This window comes from Geothrix terrae, from assembly GCF_022808775.1.
GTDB classification, from domain to species: domain Bacteria; phylum Acidobacteriota; class Holophagae; order Holophagales; family Holophagaceae; genus Geothrix; species Geothrix terrae.
This window is the reverse complement of sequence record NZ_JAKZLA010000009.1, coordinates 1-18,622: the sequence shown is the minus strand read 5'-3', so window position 1 is coordinate 18,622 and position 18,622 is coordinate 1. Positions and strand designations below refer to the sequence as shown.

Genomic DNA, 18,622 nt, shown 5'->3' with positions numbered 1-18,622 from the left:
CAGGAGGGGTTCAGCCCTTCTTTCCCTTTTTGACGGGCTTGGCGGGCTTCACGGGCGTGGCCGGGGCCTTCCCGAACAGGACGTCGAGCTGGTGCTGGACCTTCTTGCTCTCGGGGTCCACGACGGACAGGCGGTACAGGAAGCGCGCCTTGCCAGCCTTGTCGCCCTGGGCTTCGAGGTAGGCCGGGCTGGAGACCACGGCCTCGACCCACTTGAGCTTGTCGCCCTTGCCGGCCTTGTACTCCTCCACCTGGTTGGCCTCGCCCTTGAGCTTCTCCTCCATGACCTTCACCAGGGGATCATAGGCCTCGGTCTCGCGCTTGGTGACGTCGAGATAGGTCTGGAAGAACTTCACCCACTTGGCGTCATCCGCCTGTTCCTTCTCCACCCCCAGAGCGAGGTCCAGCTCCTGGCGCTCGCCGGGATCGAGGACGCTCTTCCCCTTCAGCTCCTTGATGCGGGCGTCGTTCTCCTCGAGCACCTGCTTGGCCCGGGCGCCGGCCTGGGTGTAGTAGGTGACGGTCTGGCCGAAGGGCTCCTTGATCGCCTCGTAGCTTTCAACGGCCAGGGCCTTGGCGGTCTTCGCGTATTCCAGGGCCTTTTCCCAGTAGCCGGCCGCGTCTGCGGTCTCCACGGCCATCCGGTAGGCCTGGCCGAGGTCCATGTAGGTCACGGCACTCTGGACCATGGTCTGGTTGTTGGTCTTGTCGAACGCGGGCTTGGTGGCGGGAAGGAGGCTCTCGGCCCGCTTCATGGCCTCGGGGTACTGGAGGTCCGCCACCAGCTTGTCCACGGCCGGGCGTTCTGCCTTCAGCCGGTCCCCGAGGGACGCGGCGGGCGCCTGGGCGATCAGGGCGGCGGGGAGGAGCAGGGCAGGAAGAAGGGCGAATGTACGCATCAGCATGACCCAAAGTTGAGGGGGCGTCCCCCGGGGGAAAACGTCCATTGTGGTTCCATGGTCCAGCTTTGACTAGCCTGCCTTTTATCTCGGCTTATCCCAAAGCTTCGGGCACCCGGCGAGCGGTGAGCATCGGAGACCGCAGGCGGTGTCACCTGGTGGTTTCAGGCAGGCCCCGGATCTCGGCCTTGATCCTCGCCATGTCCTCGCGCTCGATCCTCCGCGCGGGGACACCGCCCCAGGTCTCCCCCGCCCCCACCCGGCTTCCCGGCAACACCACGCTCTCGGGCAGGATGGTGGCGTCGTCGCCGATGACCACGTCGCCCATGACACAGCAGGCCAGGCCGAGGGTGGCGCGGTTTCCGACGGTTACGGGGGCGATGACCAGATTCCCGGCGCCGCCGTAATGGGCGCAGAGGCGCACGCTGCCGCCGAGGGCCGCGTCGTCGCCGATGGTGATGAGCTGGGGGTCGCTGATGTATTCCGTGTTGATGAAGGCATGGCGCCCGACCTTCATGCCCATGGCCTTGAGGAACCACACCCCGAAGGGCGTGAGGGTCACGAAGGGCAGGAAGGTGTAGCGCACCAGGTAGAAGAGCCCGTTGTGGAGGAACCAGGGCACCGCATGCAAGGTGTAGTAGCCGCCCTTGAAGGGCTTCACCCGGGTGGGTAGCAGCCAGTTGTAGAGGGGTACCACCACCAGCAGGGTCAGGCCGAAGATGAAGAAGCAGACGGCCAGGACAATCCCCTGGGCCACCCAGGGCAGGACGCCGGGGAGCCTCTGCAATCCCGGATGGACCTGGGCCCAGGCCCACAGGGCCGGCGCCAAGGCGAGGCCCAGCGCCGTGGAGACGAGGGCGTACATCAGCAGGACCGCCACCATGTAGGCGCTCCTGCCGAAGCGGCGGAGCAGGCGGTCCAACCCGTTGAGGGCCGGGGGATTCTTGGACTGGTCCATGGCGAAGGGCTTCATGCCACCAGCGTAACGAAAGCCGCAGGTAGCATGGGGACATGGATCTGGTCCTGCTCCGCCTCTCCGCCCTCGGCGACATCCTCCGGGTGATGCCGGCCTGGGCCAACCTCCAGGAGGCCTTCCCCGGAGCGCGCTTCCGGGCCGTGGTGGAGGACCGCCACGCGTTCCTGCTGGAACCGCTCCCCTGGCTGGAACCAGTGATCGTGCGCCGGAAGCGTCTCTCGAACCCCCTGTCGGCCCTGCCGGAGCTGCGGCGCGTGGCAGGCCTGGTGCGGGATGCCGAAGCCAGCCTGGATTTCCACGGCATCCTCAAGGCGGCCCTCATCCCGAAGCTGGCGGCCATCCCCGAGCGCTGGGGCGATGGCGTCACCAAAGAGTTCGGGGGATCGCTCCAGACTCATCCGCTTCCTTTCCGCCGTCAGACCCGGTACGACCAGGCCCTGGGGCTGGCCGAGGCCTTCGGGCGGGACCGGGGCGTTCCGGGCCTGGGCCGCTTCAGGCCCGTGCTCCAGGCGGTGGATCTGCCGGATCCTGGCGAGGCCTGGTCGGAAGGGACCAGACCCCGGGCCGTGCTGGTGCCCGGCGCCTCCCGCCGCGGCGCCATCAAGCGCTGGCCCCTGCGCCACTGGATCACCCTCGCCCGGATGCTGAAGGACCGGTGGGACCTGCGGTGGTCCCTGGGCCCCGAGGAGGAGGACCTCCGCGGCTGGCTGCCTGGAGAGACAGGAGTTCCATCCCTGCCCCGCCTGGGCTTCTGGCAGCTGGCGGCGGCCCTGCGGCAGGCGGATCGGGTGGTGGCGCCGGACACGGGCCTCCTGCACCTGGCGGTCGTCCTGGGCGTGCCGGCCCTGGGCCTCTACGGCTCCAGCGACCCCGTGGTGGCCGGCCTGCCCGTGGGTGCCGGACGCGTGCTCCGCACAGGCATCAGCTGCTCCCCGTGCCGGGAGCGCGCTTGCCAGCGGCGCCAGTGCCTGGAGGAACTGGCCCCGGAGGTGGTGCGCGCAGCCCTCCTGGAACCGCCGGGAAACCTCAGCGGATATTGAACTTGAACTTGCCCTCGTGGCATTCCAGGCACTTCACCTTGGGAGCCTGGTGCTGGCGGTGGCATTCCGTACAGGGAATCTCGCCCAGGTGCGAATCGTGGGGGTTGGGCTTCACGTCCTTGGTCATGGCCTTCATGGCGGGGTAGTCGCCGTGGCAGGTCATGCACGAATCGGAAGCCACGGCCTTCTTGGTGGGCTTCTCCTCGTGGTGGCAGTCGAAGCAGTGGACGCCCGCCTTCGCATGGTGCTCCGGCAGCTTGTGGGTGGCTGGATCCTGGGCCGACATCGGAGCCGCCATGAGCAGGCCGCAGAGCAGACTGGCTAGACAACGGGCAAGTGCCATGGCGATCCCTCGGGCCGGCGGGGCGGGGCCGCCAGATTCACGAGCAGTCTACCGGAGGCTGGATCCCGATCCAGAGGACAGAATCCAGGGCGGTTCCGTAGATGCAGACCTGGAGGGCGTTTTTGCCTCCGGCGTGATCCGGGTCACGTTTCCATGTGGGGACCGGGGGGATTGGGGTTCGGGTGTACGATGGCGACCTAAAGGGCATTTATGGCGGCATCTTTCCAGGTCATTGGTAGTTAACCAGGGAACACTCAGGGGACCGGCAGGGGGGGATCCCGGTCGGAATGCCTGATTCAACAAGGGGTCCATATGAGAGGGAATCACACCTACCTCGTCGCGGGCATGGCCGTGGCACTGGGGATGTGCTGTTTCACTGGGCTCAAGGCCCAGACGGCCCAGACCCGGGCGAAGGTGCCCGTCTCGATTCCCCGCTACCAGGCCCAGGCCGCGGTGAAAGGCCCCATCGACCTGCCGGGGGCGGACGAGCTCATGGATCTCGGCGACGAATGGTCCGCCGGTTTCCGGAAGTTCCATCCCGAAGCCAATCTGATCTACCGGTCGAAGCTCACGAAGGAGGCGGTCAAGGACTTCCAGGACGGCACCGCCCTGCTCATCCTCGCCGACCGCGAGTTCACGCCTGAAGAGACCAAGGCCTTCCAGACGAAGTTCGGCTACATGCCCATGCGCATCCCCGTCTGCCTGGACGCGAACATCGTCTTCGTCAACAAGGCCAATCCGATCACTTCCATCACCATGGAGCAGCTGGACGCCATCTACTCCCGGACCCGCCTCGGCGGCGGCAAGGCGCCGGCCCTCACCTGGGGTGACCTCGGAGTCAAGGGGGAGTGGGCCAAGATGCCCATCGTCGCCTATGCGCGGGCCGAGGGGACGAACACCCGCACCTCCTTCGCCACCCAGGCCATGCTCAAGGGCGAGTACCGGCCCGGCATCCAGGAACGCGGCGATTCCTCGGCGCTGGCCGAGGCGGTCATGACCGACCGGGCGGGCATCGCCTTCGGCACCATGGCCTCCTGGTACTTCGCCAACAAGGTGCTGCCGGTGACGCCCTACCACATCGAAGACGCCCGCTTCCCGAACCAGGAGGCGGTCACCACCAGCAAGTACCCCATGCCCCGGCTCTTCTACGCCTACCTGAACCGGACCCCCGGCCAGCCCCTCCCACCCGCCGTCAACGAGGTGATCCACTTCCTCTTGACCCAGGAGGGCCAGAACGCCGTGGCGGATTCCGGCCTCCTCCCCGGCCCCCCGGAATTCATCCAGATCGCGTTGAAGCGCCTCAGCCGCTGAGACCGTCGCGCAGAAAGGCCCTCGTGCCCAGGCACGAGGGCCTTTCTGCGTGGGGAAGGACTACCCCTTCCGCCAACCGACCGTTCCGTCCTTGCGGTCTTCCAGCACGATGCCCATGGCCTTGAGCTGGTCGCGGACGCGGTCGGCTTCGGCCCAGTTCTTCGCGGCCTTGGCGGCCTTCCGGGCCTCAATGAGCGCCTCCACCTCGGCGTCGAGGCTGGCCTCCTCGTGAGGCCAGGCGGCGAAGATGGCATCGGCCTCGTCTAGGAAGGCCAGCACGGCGCCGCGCTCCTCACGGGTGAGGGCCACGTGGTCGTCCTGGGCGTTGAAGTCGCTGATGAGGGTGAAGATGGCCGCCAGGGCCTCGGGGGTGTTGAGGTCGTCGGCCATGGCCGCCCAGAAGGCTTCACGCGCCTGGTCCAGGCGGGTCATGGGATCGATGGCTTCCGCCCAGGGGCCACCGCCGGCCTGGCCCTCGCCCTCCATGCGCTTGCGGAAGGCCCGGATGCGCTTGAGGGAGTTATCGGCGGCGCGCAGGCCCTCGAAGCTGAAGTTCAGCACCTTGCGGTAGTGGTTGCTCTGGATGGCGTAGCGCAGGGCGATGGGGTCCACGCCCTTGGCGATGAGGTCGCGCAGGGTGAAGAAGTTCCCGAGGCTCTTGGACATCTTCTGGCCTTCCACCAGCAGGAACTCGCCGTGGACCCAGTGGTTCACCCAGCGGTGGCCCAGGCAGCCCTCGCTCTGGGCGATCTCGTTCTCGTGGTGGGGGAAGATCAGATCAACGCCCCCGCTGTGGATGTCCACCCGCTCGCCCAGCAGCTCCATGCCCATGGCCGAGCACTCGATGTGCCAGCCGGGCCGGCCGGGCCCCCAGGGGCTGTCCCAGGAGGGCTCGCCGGGCTTGGCGGCCTTCCACAGGACGAAGTCGGTGACGGAGTCCCGTTCGTATTCGTCGGCGTCCACGGAGGCGCCCGCCTGCATGCCCTCCCGGTCCAGGTGGGCCAGGCAGCCGTACTGGGGCAGGCCGGCGATGCGGTAGTAGACGCTGCCTTCACGGGCATAGGCCAGGCCCTTGGCTTCGAGGTCCTGCACCAGGCGGATCATCTGGGGGATGTAGGCGGTGGCCCGGGGCAGGAAGTCCGCCTTCCGGATGCGGAGGGTGTCCAGGTCCTCCAAGAAGATGGCCGTGAAGCGCTCGGTGAGGGCCGTCATGGCCCTGTGGCGGGCCTCGTTGGAGGCGTCCGCGGGCAGGCCACCCTGGGAATCCCGGATGATCTTGTCTTCGACATCCGTGATGTTCATGCAGTGGCGGACCTCATGGCCAGCGGCCTGGAAGGTCCGCTTGAGCAGGTCCTGGAAGAGGAACGTCCGTAAATTTCCAATATGTGCGTAGTTGTAGACCGTGGGACCGCAGGTGTACAACGAGAGTGACCCAGGCACCACAGGCACCACGGGTTCGATCTTTCGGGTCAGGGTGTTGAAAAGGGAGATCGGCCGCCGCATCTTCATGGCACTAGGTAACCATCTTTATCGGTTCTTCTGAAGGCTTCGTGTGCCCCATGGGTTTCTTCGGCGGAAAGACCAGGGACCTCGCGTCGGTGGGACGGGAGGAGCGGCTGCGTCAGCTTGAGGAGGAGAACCGGGCGCTCCGGAACCGCATGGAGGAGACCCAGGAGCTGGTGCGGCATCTGGACGAGGATCGGGATCTCCTCCTGGGCGCCGCGAAGCGCCTTCGCCCCGGCCTTTCCCCCCGCGAGCTGGGGGAGGCCCTCATGGAGGTCTGCTTCAAGCCCCTGGGCCTGGCCTGCTTCTACGTGGCCCTCGCGGATTGGGACCACGATCAGCTGGACTTCGTGCTCTACCACGAAGGCGGGCGCGTCCGGCAGCATCCCTCGCGCCGGCTCTCCGAACGGGCGGGGCTGTCCGAACGTGTGCTCTCCGGCCACCGGGCCATCTACATCCGGACCATGGAGGAGGGGCAGGCGGCCGGAAGCCTGCTGACCGCCGCGGAACAGGCCACGGGCCTCATCCCCCATTCCTGGTACGGCATCCCGCTGGGAACGGGCGGGCGGCCTGTGGGTCTGGTGAGCTTCCAGAGCTTCCAGACCGATGCCTTCAGCGAGAGCCGGCGGGGGGTCATGGATGCCCTGGCGGCCCTGATGTCCAATTGCCTGTGCCTGCAGACGGAGCTTCAGGGGCGCTGAATCAGCTCCAGGAGATCATCCGGAAGCACCCGGGCCCGGTTGTCCGAGCCGGCCACCAGGTGGGTGCTCTCGCCCTCGGCCAGCAACGTCCCGTCCCGCTGAATGCGGTAGCCGAACACCACGCGGCGCCGGCCAGCCTCGCGGAGGAAGGTGTGGACCTGCACCAGCTCGTCATAGCGCGCCGGCGAGCGGAAGCGGACGCGGATCTCGTTGACCACCAGGCGCACGCCCCGGGCCTCCCAATCCGCATAGCTCTGGCCCAGCTCCCGCAGGAAATCGCTGCGGCCCAGCTCCATCCACACCGGGTAGGTCGCGTGGTGGACGATGCCCATGGCATCCGTCTCGGCATAGCGCACTCGGAGTTCGGTCAGCGATTCCATGGCTGGATTATCCACCACTCTGACTACCCCCATATCGGACAGCGCCCCGCGCTGTCCTCCCGCTCCCGCGGCGCTGCGCTTGCGATCGCGGATGGGGCCCCGTGGTGGACGATGCCCATGGCATCCGTCTCGGCATAGCGCACTCGGAGTTCGGTCAGCGATTCCACGGCTCCAGCGGACACAAAGAGGCCCCGCCTGGCGGGGCCTTGAGATGCACGGAGGGGCTCCCGGCTACTCGATGGTGACGCGGATGTGATCGCCCTTGTCCGTGGTGACTTCCAGGAGCAGGTCGCCCGGCTTGGCGTCGGCCAACAGCTTCTGGAGCTGTTCGGGCTTCATGCCCTTCTTCGTCTCTCCGTTGATCTTGATCTCACCCTGTCCGGCCATGTCGAGGATGCCGCTCGCCAGGCTGATGGGCATGCGGACATGCACCTCGGTGGGGCCGTCCATGTCCTTGTGCCTGGCATGGTGCTGGAAGGATTTGGAGACGATGTCCACCTTGAGGAACCGCGCGGTCTGCGCGGCCAGAGGAAGACTGAGGCTGGCCGCCAGGGCCAGCGGGATCATGACGGCGCGCATGGGCGGCCTCCTTGGAAGGAAAGGGGTTCGGCACTCGCCGATTCACCTGGGATTACGGGGTTCTGACCCGCCGGATTAGCCCGGGTATCCTGGGAGATGGAACGGAAGCCCGGTTGGCTCCATCCAACGTCCTGTGCGGTGCATCCGCCCTCTCTCCGGAGTTCCAGCATGAAAGCTCTCGCCGCCCTCCTGCTCATCGCCGCGCCCCTGGTGGCCCAGGGACCCGTGAAGTGGGAGCACGACTACCAGGCCGCCCTCAAGCGCGCCAAGGCCGAAAAGAAGGTCATCTTCATGGACCTCTGGACCGAGTGGTGCCCGCCCTGCCAGTACCTCCAGAAGAGCGTCTTCCCCAGCGCCGAGGGCCAGGCCGCCCTCGCCAAGGTGGTGCCCTTCTCCGCCCTCGTGGAGAAGCGGGACCGCACCCCCCTGCCCGAGGGGAAGAAGCTGGCCGACAAGTTCGGCCTCGAAGCCTTCCCGACCATGGTGATCCTCGACGCCAACGGCAAGGAGGTCCGCCGCCAGGTGGGCGCCTTCCGCACCGGCGCCGAGTTCGCGGCCTGGCTGGGACAGAAGTAGCTATCAGCTGTCAGCCATCGGTCAAAGCACGGCGGCCTACGGGCCGCCGTTTCATTAGCTGAGAGCTGACAGCCTTACAAATCCTTCACGCCTCCCGGGGTCTTCGGGGGCTTGGGCAGGCGTTGCTTGATGCCCTCCAGCTCGTCCTGCTGGGCGCCCATGCTGGGACGGGGCGGCGGGGGCGGCGGAGGGGTCTTCGGATTGGGCGGTGGCGGCGTGGCGTCCTTCACCAGAGTCTGCAGATCGTGGATGGCGTCCGGCTGGCCCGGATGCTCCAGCAGCAGGCGTTCCAGCAGGGCCCGGGCCTCGGCGGGGCGGTTGGCCGACCAGTGCGCCCGGGCAGCCAGGAGCAGGGCGGGTGTGCGCCAGGGCGGCAGGGGTCGCGGGGCTCCCTGGCCCACCAGGGGAGACAGCGCCTTCAGGGCATCTTCGGGAAGGCCGGTCCTCAGGTCGATCTGGGCGGCCAAGAGCACATGAGATGGCTTGGCGTCGTCCGGACGCCACCGGCGGGCCCCGGGCAGATCCCCGTTCTCCAGGGCCCGCTGGGCGAACCAGGCCTTCACGCTGGGGGGCGCCCAGGCCTTCCCGGACTGGGCGCGGAGGGGCGCGGCCAGGGCCAGCAGGAAGAGCAGGGCGGGCCGCCACCGGGCCATGGGCTTGCCGGCGAAGGCCAGCCAGAGGGCCAGTCCCGCCAGGGCCAGCCAGGCACCCACCTCGGGATGGGCGGGCTGGAGGGAACGCCGGGCGGGCAGGGGCAGCTTGCCGGCGGCGAGGGACTGGAGCCCCGCGGCGGCCGTCTCGCCGTTCGTGAACACCTGGCCCCCGGTGGCCTGGGCCAGGCGGGCCAGGAACTCCGGATGGGCCGTGCTCACGGCGGGTTCCGCCGAGGTGGGTTGGGCCGGAGGCTGGCCCTCTGGGCTGGGCTTGGCAGGCACGGCGTGGGGCTGGCCGTCGCCGAAGGCCAGCACGCAAACCGGGAGCTTCGCCTTCTTCAAGGTTTCGACAGCGCGGTCCATGGCCGCTTCGGGGGCTTCCCAGGTCTCCTCGCCGTCGCTGAGCAGGAGGATCACGGCGGGCGTGTCCCGGTCGGCCTGGGCGGCCACCTGGGGCAGGCCCCGGCCCAGGCTGGTGCCGGGAGAGCCCACCTCGCCGGGCACCACGGCCCGCAGCGCCTCGCGGAGCAGGGTGCGGTCCTCGCCAGGGGGCTGGAGGGGGATGTCGTCGCCGGTGAGCAGATCCAGGCTCCAGCGCAGGCCGGCCTGGGGCTGGGACCAGATGCGGTCCAGGGCGGCCACGGCGGCGTCCCAGCGCGAGCGGCCCCCCGCATCGGGCACGGTCATGGACCGGCTGGCGTCCAGCACCACGTGCACGGTCAGCCTCGGGAACTCCGGCAGGCCCCAGCGGGGTTCCGCCAGGCCGAGCCCCAGGCCCGCCAGCATCAACGCCATGCCCAGGCCCTGCCAGAGCGGGCGCTGGCCCACGACCTGCACGCCCAGGCCCGGCCGCAGGTGGGCGCGCAGGGCGAGGGCGAGGGCCACGGCCGCCGCGGCGCCGAAGGGCGCCAGAAACCAAGGGTGAGTGAAGGGTAGGGCGAAGGGCAGGTTCATGGTCCCTCCACCCAGGCGGGCCGCGGCTTGCCGCGCTTGAAGGCGAGGTCCGCGGCCAGGGGCAGCGCCAGGAGGGCCGCCGCCAGGAGGAACCAGCGCGCCAGGGGCTCGCCTTCCGTGGGCTGATCCACGGGCAGGAGCGTCTTCTCCAGCTGGTCGACAGAGGCGAGGCTGCGGGCCAGGCCGCCGGGATCCTCGGCGCTGAAGGACTCGCCACCGGTGAGGTGCGCCACCTGCTTCAGGGTGGCATGGTCCACCTCCACGCGGAGGCGGGCGAAGCCGCCGCCCTCGAGGGGCACCAGGCTCTCGCCGTCGGTGCCGATGGCCACCGCGTGGATGCGGATGCCGTTGCGCTGGGCCTCTTCCGCGGCCTCCACGGGCGTCACCCGGCCGCGGTTCTGCACGCCGTCCGTGATGAGGAGGATCACCCGGCTGCGGGCGGGGCTGTCCTCCAGGCGCCGCACGGCGGTCATGAGGGCGGAGCCGATGGCCGTGCCGTCGTCGCGGCTGTCGAGGTCGAGGCGGGCCAGCATGCGGAGCAGGCGCGTGTGGTCGGCGGTGAGGGGGCTCAGGGTCACCGGATGGGCGCTGAAGAGGATGAGGGCGAAGCGGTCATCGGGCCGGCGCTGGACGAACTGGGCCAGGGTCCGGCGGGCCGCGTGCCAGCGGTCCTCGTCCGGCCGGTCGAGGATCTTCATGCTGCTGCTGCCGTCCAGCACCACGGCGAAGTCCACCACGGGGGCCTCGCCCCGCACGGGTCGGCGCCACTCGGGACCCGCCGCGGCCAGGCCCAGGGCCAGGGCCAACACCGGCGGCAGCCAGTGGGAGCTGAGGCGCGCCAGGGCGCTGGAGGGTCGCGACGAGGGGATGCCCCAGCGGTAGACCACTCGCCAGGCCCAGACCAGCAGGGGCACGGCCACCAGCAGAAGGAGGGGCTGGCGCAGGGCGATCATGCGTCTCCCTTCTGGTCGCCGCGGGCATCCAGGGCGGCCACCAGCGGCTCCGGGGCCGGGAAGGGCGGTTCGGTCCGGCCGAAGCGGGCCGCATCCAGGCTCCTGGTCCACTGGTCCCAGGGGCCCAGGTTGCGGGCCTGGAACTCCGCGGGACCCCAGGCGCGGGCGGCGTCCCCGAAGCGGGCGGCCAGCAGGTCGCGGCCCAAGGCGTGGGCGGCGTCGAGGGCGGTGCGGTCCCGCTGGGCCGGCGGCCAGTGCCGGCGGAAGACCTGGGCCGCGTGGTGCAGGCGGCGCTTGGCCGAGCCCTTCCGCCAGCGGCGGATGGCCCAGAAGGCCAGCGCGAGCGGGGGCAGCAGCAGGAGGCTGGCCCAGGCCCAGGGAAAGGGGATGGCCGGCAGGAGATCCTCGTTCCCGCCGCCGAAGCCCACCCAGGGCCCGCCGTAGGGGATGGTGCGGGGCACGTCCAGCCGCAGCTCCGGAGCCCGCTGGCCATTGCCCAGGTCCAGGGCGGGGATCACCGCCAGCCCCGGCTCCAGGGCCTGCACCTGGAAGCGCCAGCCGCGCCCGTCCGGCAGGGGCTCCATGGAACGCAGGCGCAGGGGCCCCAGGCGATCCTCCACCGTGGGCCGCGGCGGGGCGGGCGCCGCAGGATCCTCCTCCCGCAGCTCCAGCACCTGCAACTCCCCGAGCTTCAATTGACCCGGCGCCTTCCAGGCGGGCGCGGCCCCGGCCCAGAGGCCCATCGCCATCAAGCATGTGATCTTTTGATATCCCGGAATCCGCGCGCGGATTCCGAACCAGGACGGGCGATGGACGGAACCACCCATGCCTAGGCCCCCCCCGCCCGCAGCCAGGCGTTCAGCTTCACGATGGGATCCTCCAGGAGGTTCCAGCGCTGCCGCTCGATGGCAGGGGAGAAGCCCGGGTCGGGCCAGGTCGGGGCCTTGGGCCCCTCGGGCGTCTCCGGCTGGAACCAGACCAGCCGGTGCCGCGTGGCCAGGGGCTTCAGGAGGGGCGCCAGGCCCTGCAGGCCCGCGCCGTTGCTGAAGAGCCAGAGGCGGTGCCCCTTGCCATGCTCACCCCAGTGGCCCAGGGCCTCGCGCCAGGCGGCCTCCGTGGGAATGGAGGGGCCGCGCTCGGCCAGGGTCTCCAGGATGCGCAGGCCGTGGATGCGGCCCCGCTTGGGTGCGATGCGCAGGGCCGGGGTGCGGCCGTCGCCGGGGACGATGAGGCCCAGGCGGTCGCCGGTGGCCTGGAGGGTGGCGAAGGCGGCGCCGCAGAGCTCCAGGGCCCAGCGCAGCGGCGAAACGGGATCACCCAGGAACATGGAGGGCGAGGGATCCACCACCAGCCAGAGCACCAGGTCGCGGCTGCTCTCGAAGCGCTTCATGATCGGCTCGCCCGTGCGGGCAGTCAGGGGCCAGTTGATGAAGCGCGGGTCGTCCCCGGGCACGTAGGGCCGGTTCTCCACGAAGGTGAGTCCGGCGCCCTTGAGCTTCGAAGGATGCAGGCCCTCGGTGCCGCCGCCCAGCCGCCCGCGGAGGCGCAGAGGCAGGCGTCGCAGGCGGGCGAGGAAGCGGGCGGGGAGGGGCATGGGGGTTCAGTATGGCCGAGGATCGCGTCGCGTTCATGCCCCTCTTCGGCCTACCACTTCACCCGCACCCGATAGGTCAGCGTGGCCTTGCCTTCTGCCGGGACGGCCACCTGGAACTTTCCGGTGCCGGCGGCGGCCTTGGTGCAGGGGTGGCTGCTCTGGAGCACCTCCCAGTCGCCTGGCATGGGCTCCAGCACGGTAACGGTGATGGGCTCCTTCTTGGCGTTCTTCAGCTCGATCTCGAAGGCGGACTCGTGGACGAAGCCGTATTTCCCCTGCCGGCCCAGGCTCTTGTAGTCGGTCTGCTTGCGCCTCGCCGTGACGTCGAAGGCATCGCCCAGCTTCAGGCGGACCAATTCGTTCTTCGGGGTGTGGTCCACGCTGTCCTCGCCCACGAACTGCGCGCGGCCCTCGCTATCCCGCTTGTAGACGCGGACGATGCCCTTGGGGAGCGGCATGCCCAGGCGGCTGGCTTCCTTGTTGTCGAACTCGACAAACACGCCCACCTTCTGCTTGTCGCCCAGGTCGCCGTAGCTGCCGGTGTAGTAGTAGGTCTGCCCCTGGAGCAGGTACTCCTTGCGAACGGGCACGGCGCTGGCGCTGAGCAGGGCCACCTGCTTGGTCTGGTTCACCGCCAGGGTGGTGGGGCGGTCCAGGGTGTAGAGGTGGTACTCGAAGAGGCTCTCCTCGGCCATCTTCGGCGGGGCGGGAGCGGCCCTGGCCAGGACTTCCACGGCGGCATAGGCACGCTCCGGACGCTGCTGGACCCGATTCACATCCCCCGCCACCAGCTGGAGCGTGGCGTTGGGGTAGGCTGCGCCGCTCTGATTGGTGAGGGTCACCCAGCCGCTGAGGTCGAGGGTCTTCTCGTCCGGCGCCAGGTTGGCCACGTAGTCGGCCCGCCAGGAGAGGCCACCCGTGAGGTAGCTCAGCTCCAGCTTCTGCTCCCGGTCGACGCCGCTGTTGAGGCTGATCACCAGCGTGGGCCGGGCCCGCAGGGTGCCGGGCACCTTGGGGAAGACGAGGCGGCCGGGCACGCTGGTCTCGATGCGGTCCGCGAACTGGAGCACCGTGCCATTGTTGGTGGCCAGCACCGTGGCCTCCTCGCGGACCTCCCTCGCCCCCGCGCCGGATTCGTTGGGCACGCCGCGCACCACGGTCACCTTCTCGCCCACATACTTCTCCAGCAGCTTCTGGGGCGTGAGCAGGTCGAAGTCGAAGTTCTGCTCGGCCACCCAGAAGTCCTTCGGGTGGGTGAGGTTCCGCAGCAACGCCGTCTCGGGCCGGATCTGGGCCGACACCTCCTGGAAGGCCAGGCGGGACTCGCCCTTCCCCAGCCGCACCTCCCGGGTGTCCTTCACCAGGGCCAGGTTGTCGTTGTAGATGGTCACCGCCAGGGCCTTCTGGTCCTTCAGCGTGGTGACGGACTCCTGGGCGATCAGGAGCGAGGGCAGGGCGGCAAGCAGCAGGGTGGGGCGCATGGGACCTCCAGGAGATGGGTGCCGGGCTAGGGCACGATACCTGGTGATGTCGCGAGACAGAGGCGCCTTTCACGGGAAAGATAAAAACTTTCGCGGAGATCGCTGAGGAAGCGGAGGATACGGAGAAGGCAAAGGCTCATCCTCCGCATCCTCTGCGGGTGTTTAAAGGGTTCCGCTGGCCGCCAGCTCCTGGATGCGGGCCAGGCCGCTGTCCAGCTGGGCCTGGAGGAGCTTCTCGGCGCCCATCATGGCCATCATCATGGGGATGTCGGCCTCGTCCACCAGGCGCAGGGTGCAGCCTTCGCCGGCCGGGACGATCTCGAAGCGCAGCTCGTGGTCGAACATCTTCTTCGCGCCGGGCACCAGCACCACCCGCTGGCCGGGCACACGCTCCTTCACCACCAGCTCCTGGGGCATCTTCATGCCCATGACCTCGATGACGTAGCTGTGCCGGTCGGCTTCCCCCTGGAAGTTCATGGCGGCCGGTTCCAGGAAGGCGCGGTGCTTCGACAGGTCCGAGAGGAAGGCGTACAGCGCTTCAGCGGAGACGGGCAGCGAGGCCGTGGCGGTCTTGATCGTGGTCATGGGGACTCCGGGGACGAAGGAATCATCGAACCACGAAGCGGGCAGGGCCGCGAGGCCCTACCTCCGGACAGGATGGCTCACCGGGCGTACACCCGCTCGCCGAAGAACGCAGTGCCGATGCGGATCTGGTCCGATCCCGCGGCGATGGCCGCCTCCAGGTCGGCGCTCATGCCCATGCTGAGGCGCAGGGGCCGGCCCAGATCCTGCTGCAGCCGGTCCCGCAGGGCCGCAAGCTGGGCGAAGGCGCCGTCGTCTTCCGGCGGGGGGATGGCCATGAGCCCGCGCAGGGGCAAGCGGGGATCGTCGCCCAGGGCCCCGATCAAGGCGGGCAGATCCGCCTCGGCGCAGCCGCCGAGCTTGGTGGCTTCGTTCCAGAGGTCCACCTGGATCCAGACGGGGCGCACCACCTGGAGCTCCTCCGCCAGCCGGCGCAGGCGTTCCGCCAGCTCGGGGCGGTCCAGGCTCTGGATTTCCGCGAAGTGCTGGAGGGCGGGCCTGACCTTGTTGCGCTGGAGCGGGCCGAGGAGGATGAAGGCCAGATCGGGCAGGACCACAGCCTTGTCGGCGCCTTCCTGCACGTAGTTCTCGCCGAACCGCGTGAAACCGAGGGCGGCGGCCTCCTGGATCAGCGCGAGCGGCTGCTTCTTCGACACGGGCAGGAGTTCGATGCTTCCGGGATCCCGGCTCCCAGCCTCGCAGGCGCGGGTGATGCGGGCCTGCAGGGCCTCGACCCGGTCCGCCAGGCTCACGGCAGGAAGAGAATCCGCTGGCAGGATTCGCAGGCCACGGGACCCTTGGCCTCCTTCAGCTGGAAGAGGAAGGGGCCGCGCAGCTTGACGTGGCAGCCGGTGCAGGCGCCGTTCTCCACGGGCACCACCACCCGTCCCTGACGGGCGCCGGCGAGCCGATGGAAGCGCGTGACCTCCGGAGCCGAGAGCTTCGCTTCCAGTTGCGCCTGCTTGGTCTGGAGCTGCTTGCGTCCCTCCACCTGGTTGGCATGCTCGCCCAGGAACACCGAGTGGAGCTCGTCGAACTTCACCTTGAGGGTGGCCCGCTCGGCTTCCAGAGCCTCCAGGGCCTGCTCCAGGGCCTTCGCCTCGGTCTCCAGGGCCTTCAGGGGCTTGGCGATGGAGGCCTTCAGCCGCTCTTTCTCGTCCAGCTCGCGGATGGCTGCCGCGTACTGCACCTTCTGGCTGGTGGTCTTCACGGCGGCGCGGGCCCGGTCTTCTTCCTTCTGGGCTTGGGCCAATTCCTTGGTCTTCACCTGGATGTGGATCCGGGCCGAATCCAGGGCCTTGGTCTTTTCCGCCGTCTGCTTCTCGATGGCTTTGAGCCGAGTGTCCAGGACCGCCAGATCAGGAGGCAGGGCCGACAGGTCGCGCTCAATGGTCCGAAGATAGTCCAGGGTGGCTTGCAGGTCGCGCAGGATGGCGAGGTGTTCCATGAAATTGAGGCTACACCCTGCCGAGGCTCCTGGTTCGCATTTGGATATCTGACATTTGATAGAAGAAAATATGAATTGAATACACTAAAATTTTGGACAATTCGGGAAGATCCTGCTTGACCAGGTCGTGGGCCGATGACAGACTTGGCACTCGCTGTGGCTGAGTGCTAACAGTCCCATTCGTTTCTTTCTCTTCTTTCCAAGGAGGTCCCATGGCCATCAAGCCTCTTTCCGACCGCGTCGTGCTGAAGCGCGTCGACGCCGCCGAGACCGTCAAGGGCGGCATCATCATCCCCGACACCGCCAAGGAGAAGCCCATGGAGGCCGAGGTGGTGGCTGTCGGCGAGGGCAAGATCAACGAGAACGGCACTCGCAATCCGATGTCCGTGAAGGCCGGCCAGAAGGTGCTGATCGGCAAGTACAGCGGCACGGAAGTGAAGATCGACGGCGTCGACCACGTGATCGTGCGCGAAGACGAGATCCTCGCGATCGTCGGCTAACGGGGCCCTCGGCTCTCAGCTATCAGCTGATGGCCGACAGCCTGATTCCGATCCGATTCCAACCTTTTCCAATCTGGAGACACACATGGCCAAGTCCATCATCTATGCCGAAGATGCCCGCCAGGCGATCCTGCGCGGCGTGAACAAGCTCGCCGACGCGGTGCAGGTCACCCTCGGCCCCAAGGGCCGCAACGTCCTCATTGAGAAGAAGTTCGGCTCCCCGCTCATGACCAAGGACGGCGTCACCGTCGCCAAGGAAGTGGAGCTCAAGGACAAGCACGAGAACATGGGCGCCCAGCTGGTGCGCGAGGTCGCCTCCAAGACCTCCGACATCGCCGGTGACGGCACCACCACCGCCACCGTGCTGGCCCGCGCCATCTACCGCGAAGGCATCAAGGCCGTCGTGAGCGGCGCCAACACCATGGAGATCAAGAAGGGCATCGACCTCGCCGTCGACACCGTCGTGGCCGCCATCGATGAGATCAAGAAGCCCGTGGAGGGCAATGCCATCGCCCAGGTCGGCACCATCTCCGCCAACGGCGACGCCGAGATCGGCAAGATCATCGCGGAAGCCATGGCGAAGGTCGGCAAGGATGGCGTCATCACGGTGGAAGAGGCCAAGGGCCGCGACACCGAGCTGACGGTGGTCGAGGGCATGCAGTTCGATCGCGGCTACCTCAGCCCCTACTTCGTGACCAACCCCGACCAGATGAAGGTCGAGCTGGAGAACCCCTACATCCTCGCCTACGAGAAGAAGGTCTCCAACATGCGTGACCTCCTGCCTCTGCTGGAGCAGGTTGTCAACAGCCGCCGCCCCCTGCTGATCATCGCCGAGGACGTGGATGGCGAAGCGCTGGCCACCCTCGTGGTGAACAAGATCCGCGGCACCCTGAACGTGGCCGCCGTGAAGGCCCCCGGCTTCGGCGACCGTCGCAAGGCCATGCTCGAGGACATCGCCATCCTGACCGGCGGCAAGGCCATCAGCGAGGACCTGGGCCTCAAGCTCGAGAACCTCACGCTGGCTGACCTCGGCAGCGCCAAGAAGATCGTCATCGACAAGGAGAACACCACCATCGTCGAGGGCGCCGGCGCCAGCGAGGCCATCCAGGGCCGCGTGAAGCAGATCCGTGCCCAGGTCGAGGTCTCCACCAGCGACTACGACAAGGAGAAGCTGCAGGAGCGCCTGGCCAAGCTCGTGGGCGGCGTCGCCGTCATCAAGGTGGGCGCGGCTTCCGAGACCGAGATGAAGGAGAAGAAGGCCCGCGTGGAAGACGCCATGCACGCCACCAAGGCCGCCGTCGAGGATGGCATCGTGGCCGGCGGAGGCGTCGCGCTGCTCCGCAGCCTGCCCAAGCTCACCGCACTGAAGGCCACGGGTGACCAGGCCACCGGCGTCGAGATCGTCCGCAAGTCCCTGGAGGAGCCCCTCCGCCAGATCGCCAACAACGCCGGCGTCGAAGGCTCCGTGGTCGTGAACACCGTCCGCGAGGGCAAGGACAACTACGGCTACAATGCCGCCACCAACGAGTACGGCGACATGGTGAAGTTCGGCGTGGTCGATCCCGCCAAGGTGACCAAGTCCGCCCTGCGGAACGCCGCCTCCGTGGCCGCCATGATGCTGACCACCGAAGCCATCATCACTGAGCTCCCCGAGCCCAAGGCGCCCGCCCCCGCGGGCCCCGGCATGGGCGGCATGGAAGACATGTATTGATCAGCCGCGACTTGCGGTTCGTGGAAAGGCCCCGCGGTTGCGGGGCCTTTTTGGTGATGCAGGGAGAGATGAGAGCTTGGAGGGCTTCTCCGACGGTGGTGATTCGCTCCCTGTGGGGCCCCGCTTCGCAGGCTCCACTGGAGCCTGCTTCGCGACCCACATGGTCGCGACATGGTGAAGTTCGGCGTGGTCGATCCCGCCAAGGTGACCAAGTCCGCCCTGCGGAACGCCGCCTCCGTGGCCGCCATGATGCTGACCACCGAAGCCATCATCACTGAGCTCCCCGAGCCCAAGGCGCCCGCCCCCGCGGGCCCCGGCATGGGCGGCATGGAAGACATGTATTGATCAGCCGCGACTTGCGGTTCGTGGAAAGGCCCCGCGGTTGCGGGGCCTTTTTGGTGATGCAGGGAGAGATGAGAGCTTGGAGGGCTTCTCCGACG

Annotated in this window: 20 protein-coding genes and 1 pseudogene; 7 read left to right on the top strand and 14 right to left on the bottom strand. The window is 68.4% G+C overall.

Features of this window, described 5'->3' with window-relative positions:
* Positions 1-10 precede the first annotated feature (10 nt).
* Positions 11-898, bottom strand: coding sequence for a hypothetical protein (locus MLE42_RS14850; RefSeq protein WP_243288658.1), 888 nt, complete (start codon positions 896-898; stop codon positions 11-13).
* Positions 899-1,049: 151 nt separating this feature from the next.
* Complete coding sequence (locus tag MLE42_RS14845; protein WP_243288657.1) at positions 1,050-1,871, bottom strand: hypothetical protein; 822 nt, start codon at positions 1,869-1,871, stop codon at positions 1,050-1,052.
* A 38-nt stretch (positions 1,872-1,909) separates the two neighbouring features.
* Between MLE42_RS14845 and MLE42_RS14840 the strand changes: the two genes are divergently transcribed.
* The gene (locus MLE42_RS14840) at positions 1,910-2,914 is read left to right on the top strand and encodes a glycosyltransferase family 9 protein (protein WP_243288656.1); all 1,005 of its coding nucleotides are present in this window, start codon (positions 1,910-1,912) and stop codon (positions 2,912-2,914) included.
* Here the strand turns inward: MLE42_RS14840 and MLE42_RS14835 are convergent.
* Positions 2,901-3,257 carry a cytochrome c3 family protein gene (locus MLE42_RS14835; RefSeq protein WP_243288655.1) on the bottom strand — a complete coding sequence of 119 codons (357 nt, stop codon included), beginning with the start codon at positions 3,255-3,257 and terminating at the stop codon, positions 2,901-2,903. The genes MLE42_RS14840 and MLE42_RS14835 overlap by 14 nt on opposite strands.
* Before the next feature lie 312 nt (positions 3,258-3,569).
* Between MLE42_RS14835 and MLE42_RS14830 the strand changes: the two genes are divergently transcribed.
* Positions 3,570-4,568 (top strand): PstS family phosphate ABC transporter substrate-binding protein, encoded by a 999-nt coding sequence (locus MLE42_RS14830; protein WP_243288654.1) that lies wholly within the window; start codon positions 3,570-3,572, stop codon positions 4,566-4,568.
* Between the two features lie 60 nt (positions 4,569-4,628).
* Here MLE42_RS14830 and cysS read toward each other — a convergent pair whose 3' ends face one another.
* A complete protein-coding gene (cysS, locus tag MLE42_RS14825; protein WP_275975954.1) occupies positions 4,629-6,071 on the bottom strand; it encodes a cysteine--tRNA ligase in 1,443 nt (480 codons plus the stop codon).
* A gap of 56 nt (positions 6,072-6,127) precedes the next feature.
* On the opposite strand from cysS, the gene MLE42_RS14820 reads away from it, so the two are divergent.
* A complete protein-coding gene (locus MLE42_RS14820) occupies positions 6,128-6,772 on the top strand; it encodes a GAF domain-containing protein (RefSeq protein ID WP_243288777.1) in 645 nt (214 codons plus the stop codon).
* Here MLE42_RS14820 and MLE42_RS14815 read toward each other — a convergent pair.
* Together MLE42_RS14815 and MLE42_RS14810 are read right to left on the bottom strand one after the other, a co-directional pair.
* On the bottom strand, positions 6,760-7,152 hold the full coding sequence (locus MLE42_RS14815) for an acyl-CoA thioesterase (protein WP_243288652.1): 393 nt from the start codon (positions 7,150-7,152) through the stop codon (positions 6,760-6,762). The genes MLE42_RS14820 and MLE42_RS14815 overlap by 13 nt on opposite strands.
* 231 nt (positions 7,153-7,383) lie before the next feature.
* Positions 7,384-7,731, bottom strand: a complete 348-nt coding sequence (locus MLE42_RS14810) for a hypothetical protein (RefSeq protein ID WP_243288651.1) — start codon at positions 7,729-7,731, stop codon at positions 7,384-7,386.
* A 168-nt stretch (positions 7,732-7,899) separates the two neighbouring features.
* On the opposite strand from MLE42_RS14810, the gene MLE42_RS14805 reads away from it, so the two are divergent.
* Complete coding sequence (locus MLE42_RS14805) at positions 7,900-8,307, top strand: thioredoxin family protein (protein ID WP_243288650.1); 408 nt, start codon at positions 7,900-7,902, stop codon at positions 8,305-8,307.
* Between the two features lie 74 nt (positions 8,308-8,381).
* On the opposite strand, the gene MLE42_RS14800 is transcribed toward MLE42_RS14805, so the two are convergent.
* From MLE42_RS14800 to MLE42_RS14765, 8 genes are all read right to left on the bottom strand, one after another.
* A complete protein-coding gene (locus tag MLE42_RS14800) occupies positions 8,382-9,914 on the bottom strand; it encodes a vWA domain-containing protein (protein ID WP_243288649.1) in 1,533 nt (510 codons plus the stop codon).
* Positions 9,911-10,867 carry a VWA domain-containing protein gene (locus MLE42_RS14795; RefSeq protein ID WP_243288648.1) on the bottom strand — a complete coding sequence of 319 codons (957 nt, stop codon included), beginning with the start codon at positions 10,865-10,867 and terminating at the stop codon, positions 9,911-9,913. Before MLE42_RS14795 ends, MLE42_RS14800 begins: the two co-directional genes overlap by 4 nt.
* Complete coding sequence (locus MLE42_RS14790; protein ID WP_243288647.1) at positions 10,864-11,610, bottom strand: hypothetical protein; 747 nt, start codon at positions 11,608-11,610, stop codon at positions 10,864-10,866. The genes MLE42_RS14795 and MLE42_RS14790 overlap by 4 nt, the downstream gene beginning before the upstream one ends.
* Positions 11,611-11,696: 86 nt before the next feature.
* Positions 11,697-12,461, bottom strand: a complete 765-nt coding sequence (locus MLE42_RS14785; protein ID WP_243288646.1) for a DUF58 domain-containing protein — start codon at positions 12,459-12,461, stop codon at positions 11,697-11,699.
* Between the two features lie 50 nt (positions 12,462-12,511).
* Positions 12,512-13,942: a DUF4139 domain-containing protein gene (locus MLE42_RS14780; protein ID WP_243288645.1), complete on the bottom strand. Its 1,431-nt coding sequence runs from the start codon at positions 13,940-13,942 to the stop codon at positions 12,512-12,514.
* Positions 13,943-14,104: 162 nt separating this feature from the next.
* Positions 14,105-14,527 (bottom strand): SRPBCC family protein, encoded by a 423-nt coding sequence (locus MLE42_RS14775; RefSeq protein WP_243288644.1) that lies wholly within the window; start codon positions 14,525-14,527, stop codon positions 14,105-14,107.
* 77 nt (positions 14,528-14,604) lie between these two features.
* A complete protein-coding gene (locus MLE42_RS14770; protein WP_243288643.1) occupies positions 14,605-15,276 on the bottom strand; it encodes a YggS family pyridoxal phosphate-dependent enzyme in 672 nt (223 codons plus the stop codon).
* Positions 15,273-15,971: a zinc ribbon domain-containing protein gene (locus tag MLE42_RS14765; protein WP_243288642.1), complete on the bottom strand. Its 699-nt coding sequence runs from the start codon at positions 15,969-15,971 to the stop codon at positions 15,273-15,275. The genes MLE42_RS14770 and MLE42_RS14765 overlap by 4 nt, the downstream gene beginning before the upstream one ends.
* Positions 15,972-16,183: 212 nt before the next feature.
* Here MLE42_RS14765 and MLE42_RS14760 point away from each other — a divergent pair, with 212 nt between their 5' ends.
* The 3 genes and pseudogenes from MLE42_RS14760 to groEL form a co-directional block, all read left to right on the top strand.
* Complete coding sequence (locus MLE42_RS14760) at positions 16,184-16,471, top strand: co-chaperone GroES (protein ID WP_026852886.1); 288 nt, start codon at positions 16,184-16,186, stop codon at positions 16,469-16,471.
* An 85-nt stretch (positions 16,472-16,556) separates the two neighbouring features.
* Positions 16,557-18,182 (top strand): chaperonin GroEL, encoded by a 1,626-nt coding sequence (gene groL, locus MLE42_RS14755; protein ID WP_243288641.1) that lies wholly within the window; start codon positions 16,557-16,559, stop codon positions 18,180-18,182.
* Positions 18,183-18,350: 168 nt separating this feature from the next.
* Positions 18,351-18,527: pseudogene (groEL, locus tag MLE42_RS14750) on the top strand (chaperonin GroEL); the annotation flags it as partial.
* Positions 18,528-18,622 lie beyond the last annotated feature (95 nt).

Coding starts and splice junctions, on each gene's coding strand:
- MLE42_RS14850 (WP_243288658.1), bottom strand. CDS start 898: ATGCGTACATTCGCCCTTCTTCCTGCCCTGCTCCTCCCCGCCGCCCTG.
- MLE42_RS14845 (WP_243288657.1), bottom strand. CDS start 1,871: ATGAAGCCCTTCGCCATGGACCAGTCCAAGAATCCCCCGGCCCTCAAC.
- MLE42_RS14840 (WP_243288656.1), top strand. CDS start 1,910: ATGGATCTGGTCCTGCTCCGCCTCTCCGCCCTCGGCGACATCCTCCGG.
- MLE42_RS14835 (WP_243288655.1), bottom strand. CDS start 3,257: ATGGCACTTGCCCGTTGTCTAGCCAGTCTGCTCTGCGGCCTGCTCATG.
- MLE42_RS14830 (WP_243288654.1), top strand. CDS start 3,570: ATGAGAGGGAATCACACCTACCTCGTCGCGGGCATGGCCGTGGCACTG.
- cysS (WP_275975954.1), bottom strand. CDS start 6,071: ATGCGGCGGCCGATCTCCCTTTTCAACACCCTGACCCGAAAGATCGAA.
- MLE42_RS14820 (WP_243288777.1), top strand. CDS start 6,128: ATGGGTTTCTTCGGCGGAAAGACCAGGGACCTCGCGTCGGTGGGACGG.
- MLE42_RS14815 (WP_243288652.1), bottom strand. CDS start 7,152: ATGGAATCGCTGACCGAACTCCGAGTGCGCTATGCCGAGACGGATGCC.
- MLE42_RS14810 (WP_243288651.1), bottom strand. CDS start 7,731: ATGCGCGCCGTCATGATCCCGCTGGCCCTGGCGGCCAGCCTCAGTCTT.
- MLE42_RS14805 (WP_243288650.1), top strand. CDS start 7,900: ATGAAAGCTCTCGCCGCCCTCCTGCTCATCGCCGCGCCCCTGGTGGCC.
- MLE42_RS14800 (WP_243288649.1), bottom strand. CDS start 9,914: ATGAACCTGCCCTTCGCCCTACCCTTCACTCACCCTTGGTTTCTGGCG.
- MLE42_RS14795 (WP_243288648.1), bottom strand. CDS start 10,867: ATGATCGCCCTGCGCCAGCCCCTCCTTCTGCTGGTGGCCGTGCCCCTG.
- MLE42_RS14790 (WP_243288647.1), bottom strand. CDS start 11,610: ATGGGCCTCTGGGCCGGGGCCGCGCCCGCCTGGAAGGCGCCGGGTCAA.
- MLE42_RS14785 (WP_243288646.1), bottom strand. CDS start 12,461: ATGCCCCTCCCCGCCCGCTTCCTCGCCCGCCTGCGACGCCTGCCTCTG.
- MLE42_RS14780 (WP_243288645.1), bottom strand. CDS start 13,942: ATGCGCCCCACCCTGCTGCTTGCCGCCCTGCCCTCGCTCCTGATCGCC.
- MLE42_RS14775 (WP_243288644.1), bottom strand. CDS start 14,527: ATGACCACGATCAAGACCGCCACGGCCTCGCTGCCCGTCTCCGCTGAA.
- MLE42_RS14765 (WP_243288642.1), bottom strand. CDS start 15,971: ATGGAACACCTCGCCATCCTGCGCGACCTGCAAGCCACCCTGGACTAT.
- MLE42_RS14760 (WP_026852886.1), top strand. CDS start 16,184: ATGGCCATCAAGCCTCTTTCCGACCGCGTCGTGCTGAAGCGCGTCGAC.
- groL (WP_243288641.1), top strand. CDS start 16,557: ATGGCCAAGTCCATCATCTATGCCGAAGATGCCCGCCAGGCGATCCTG.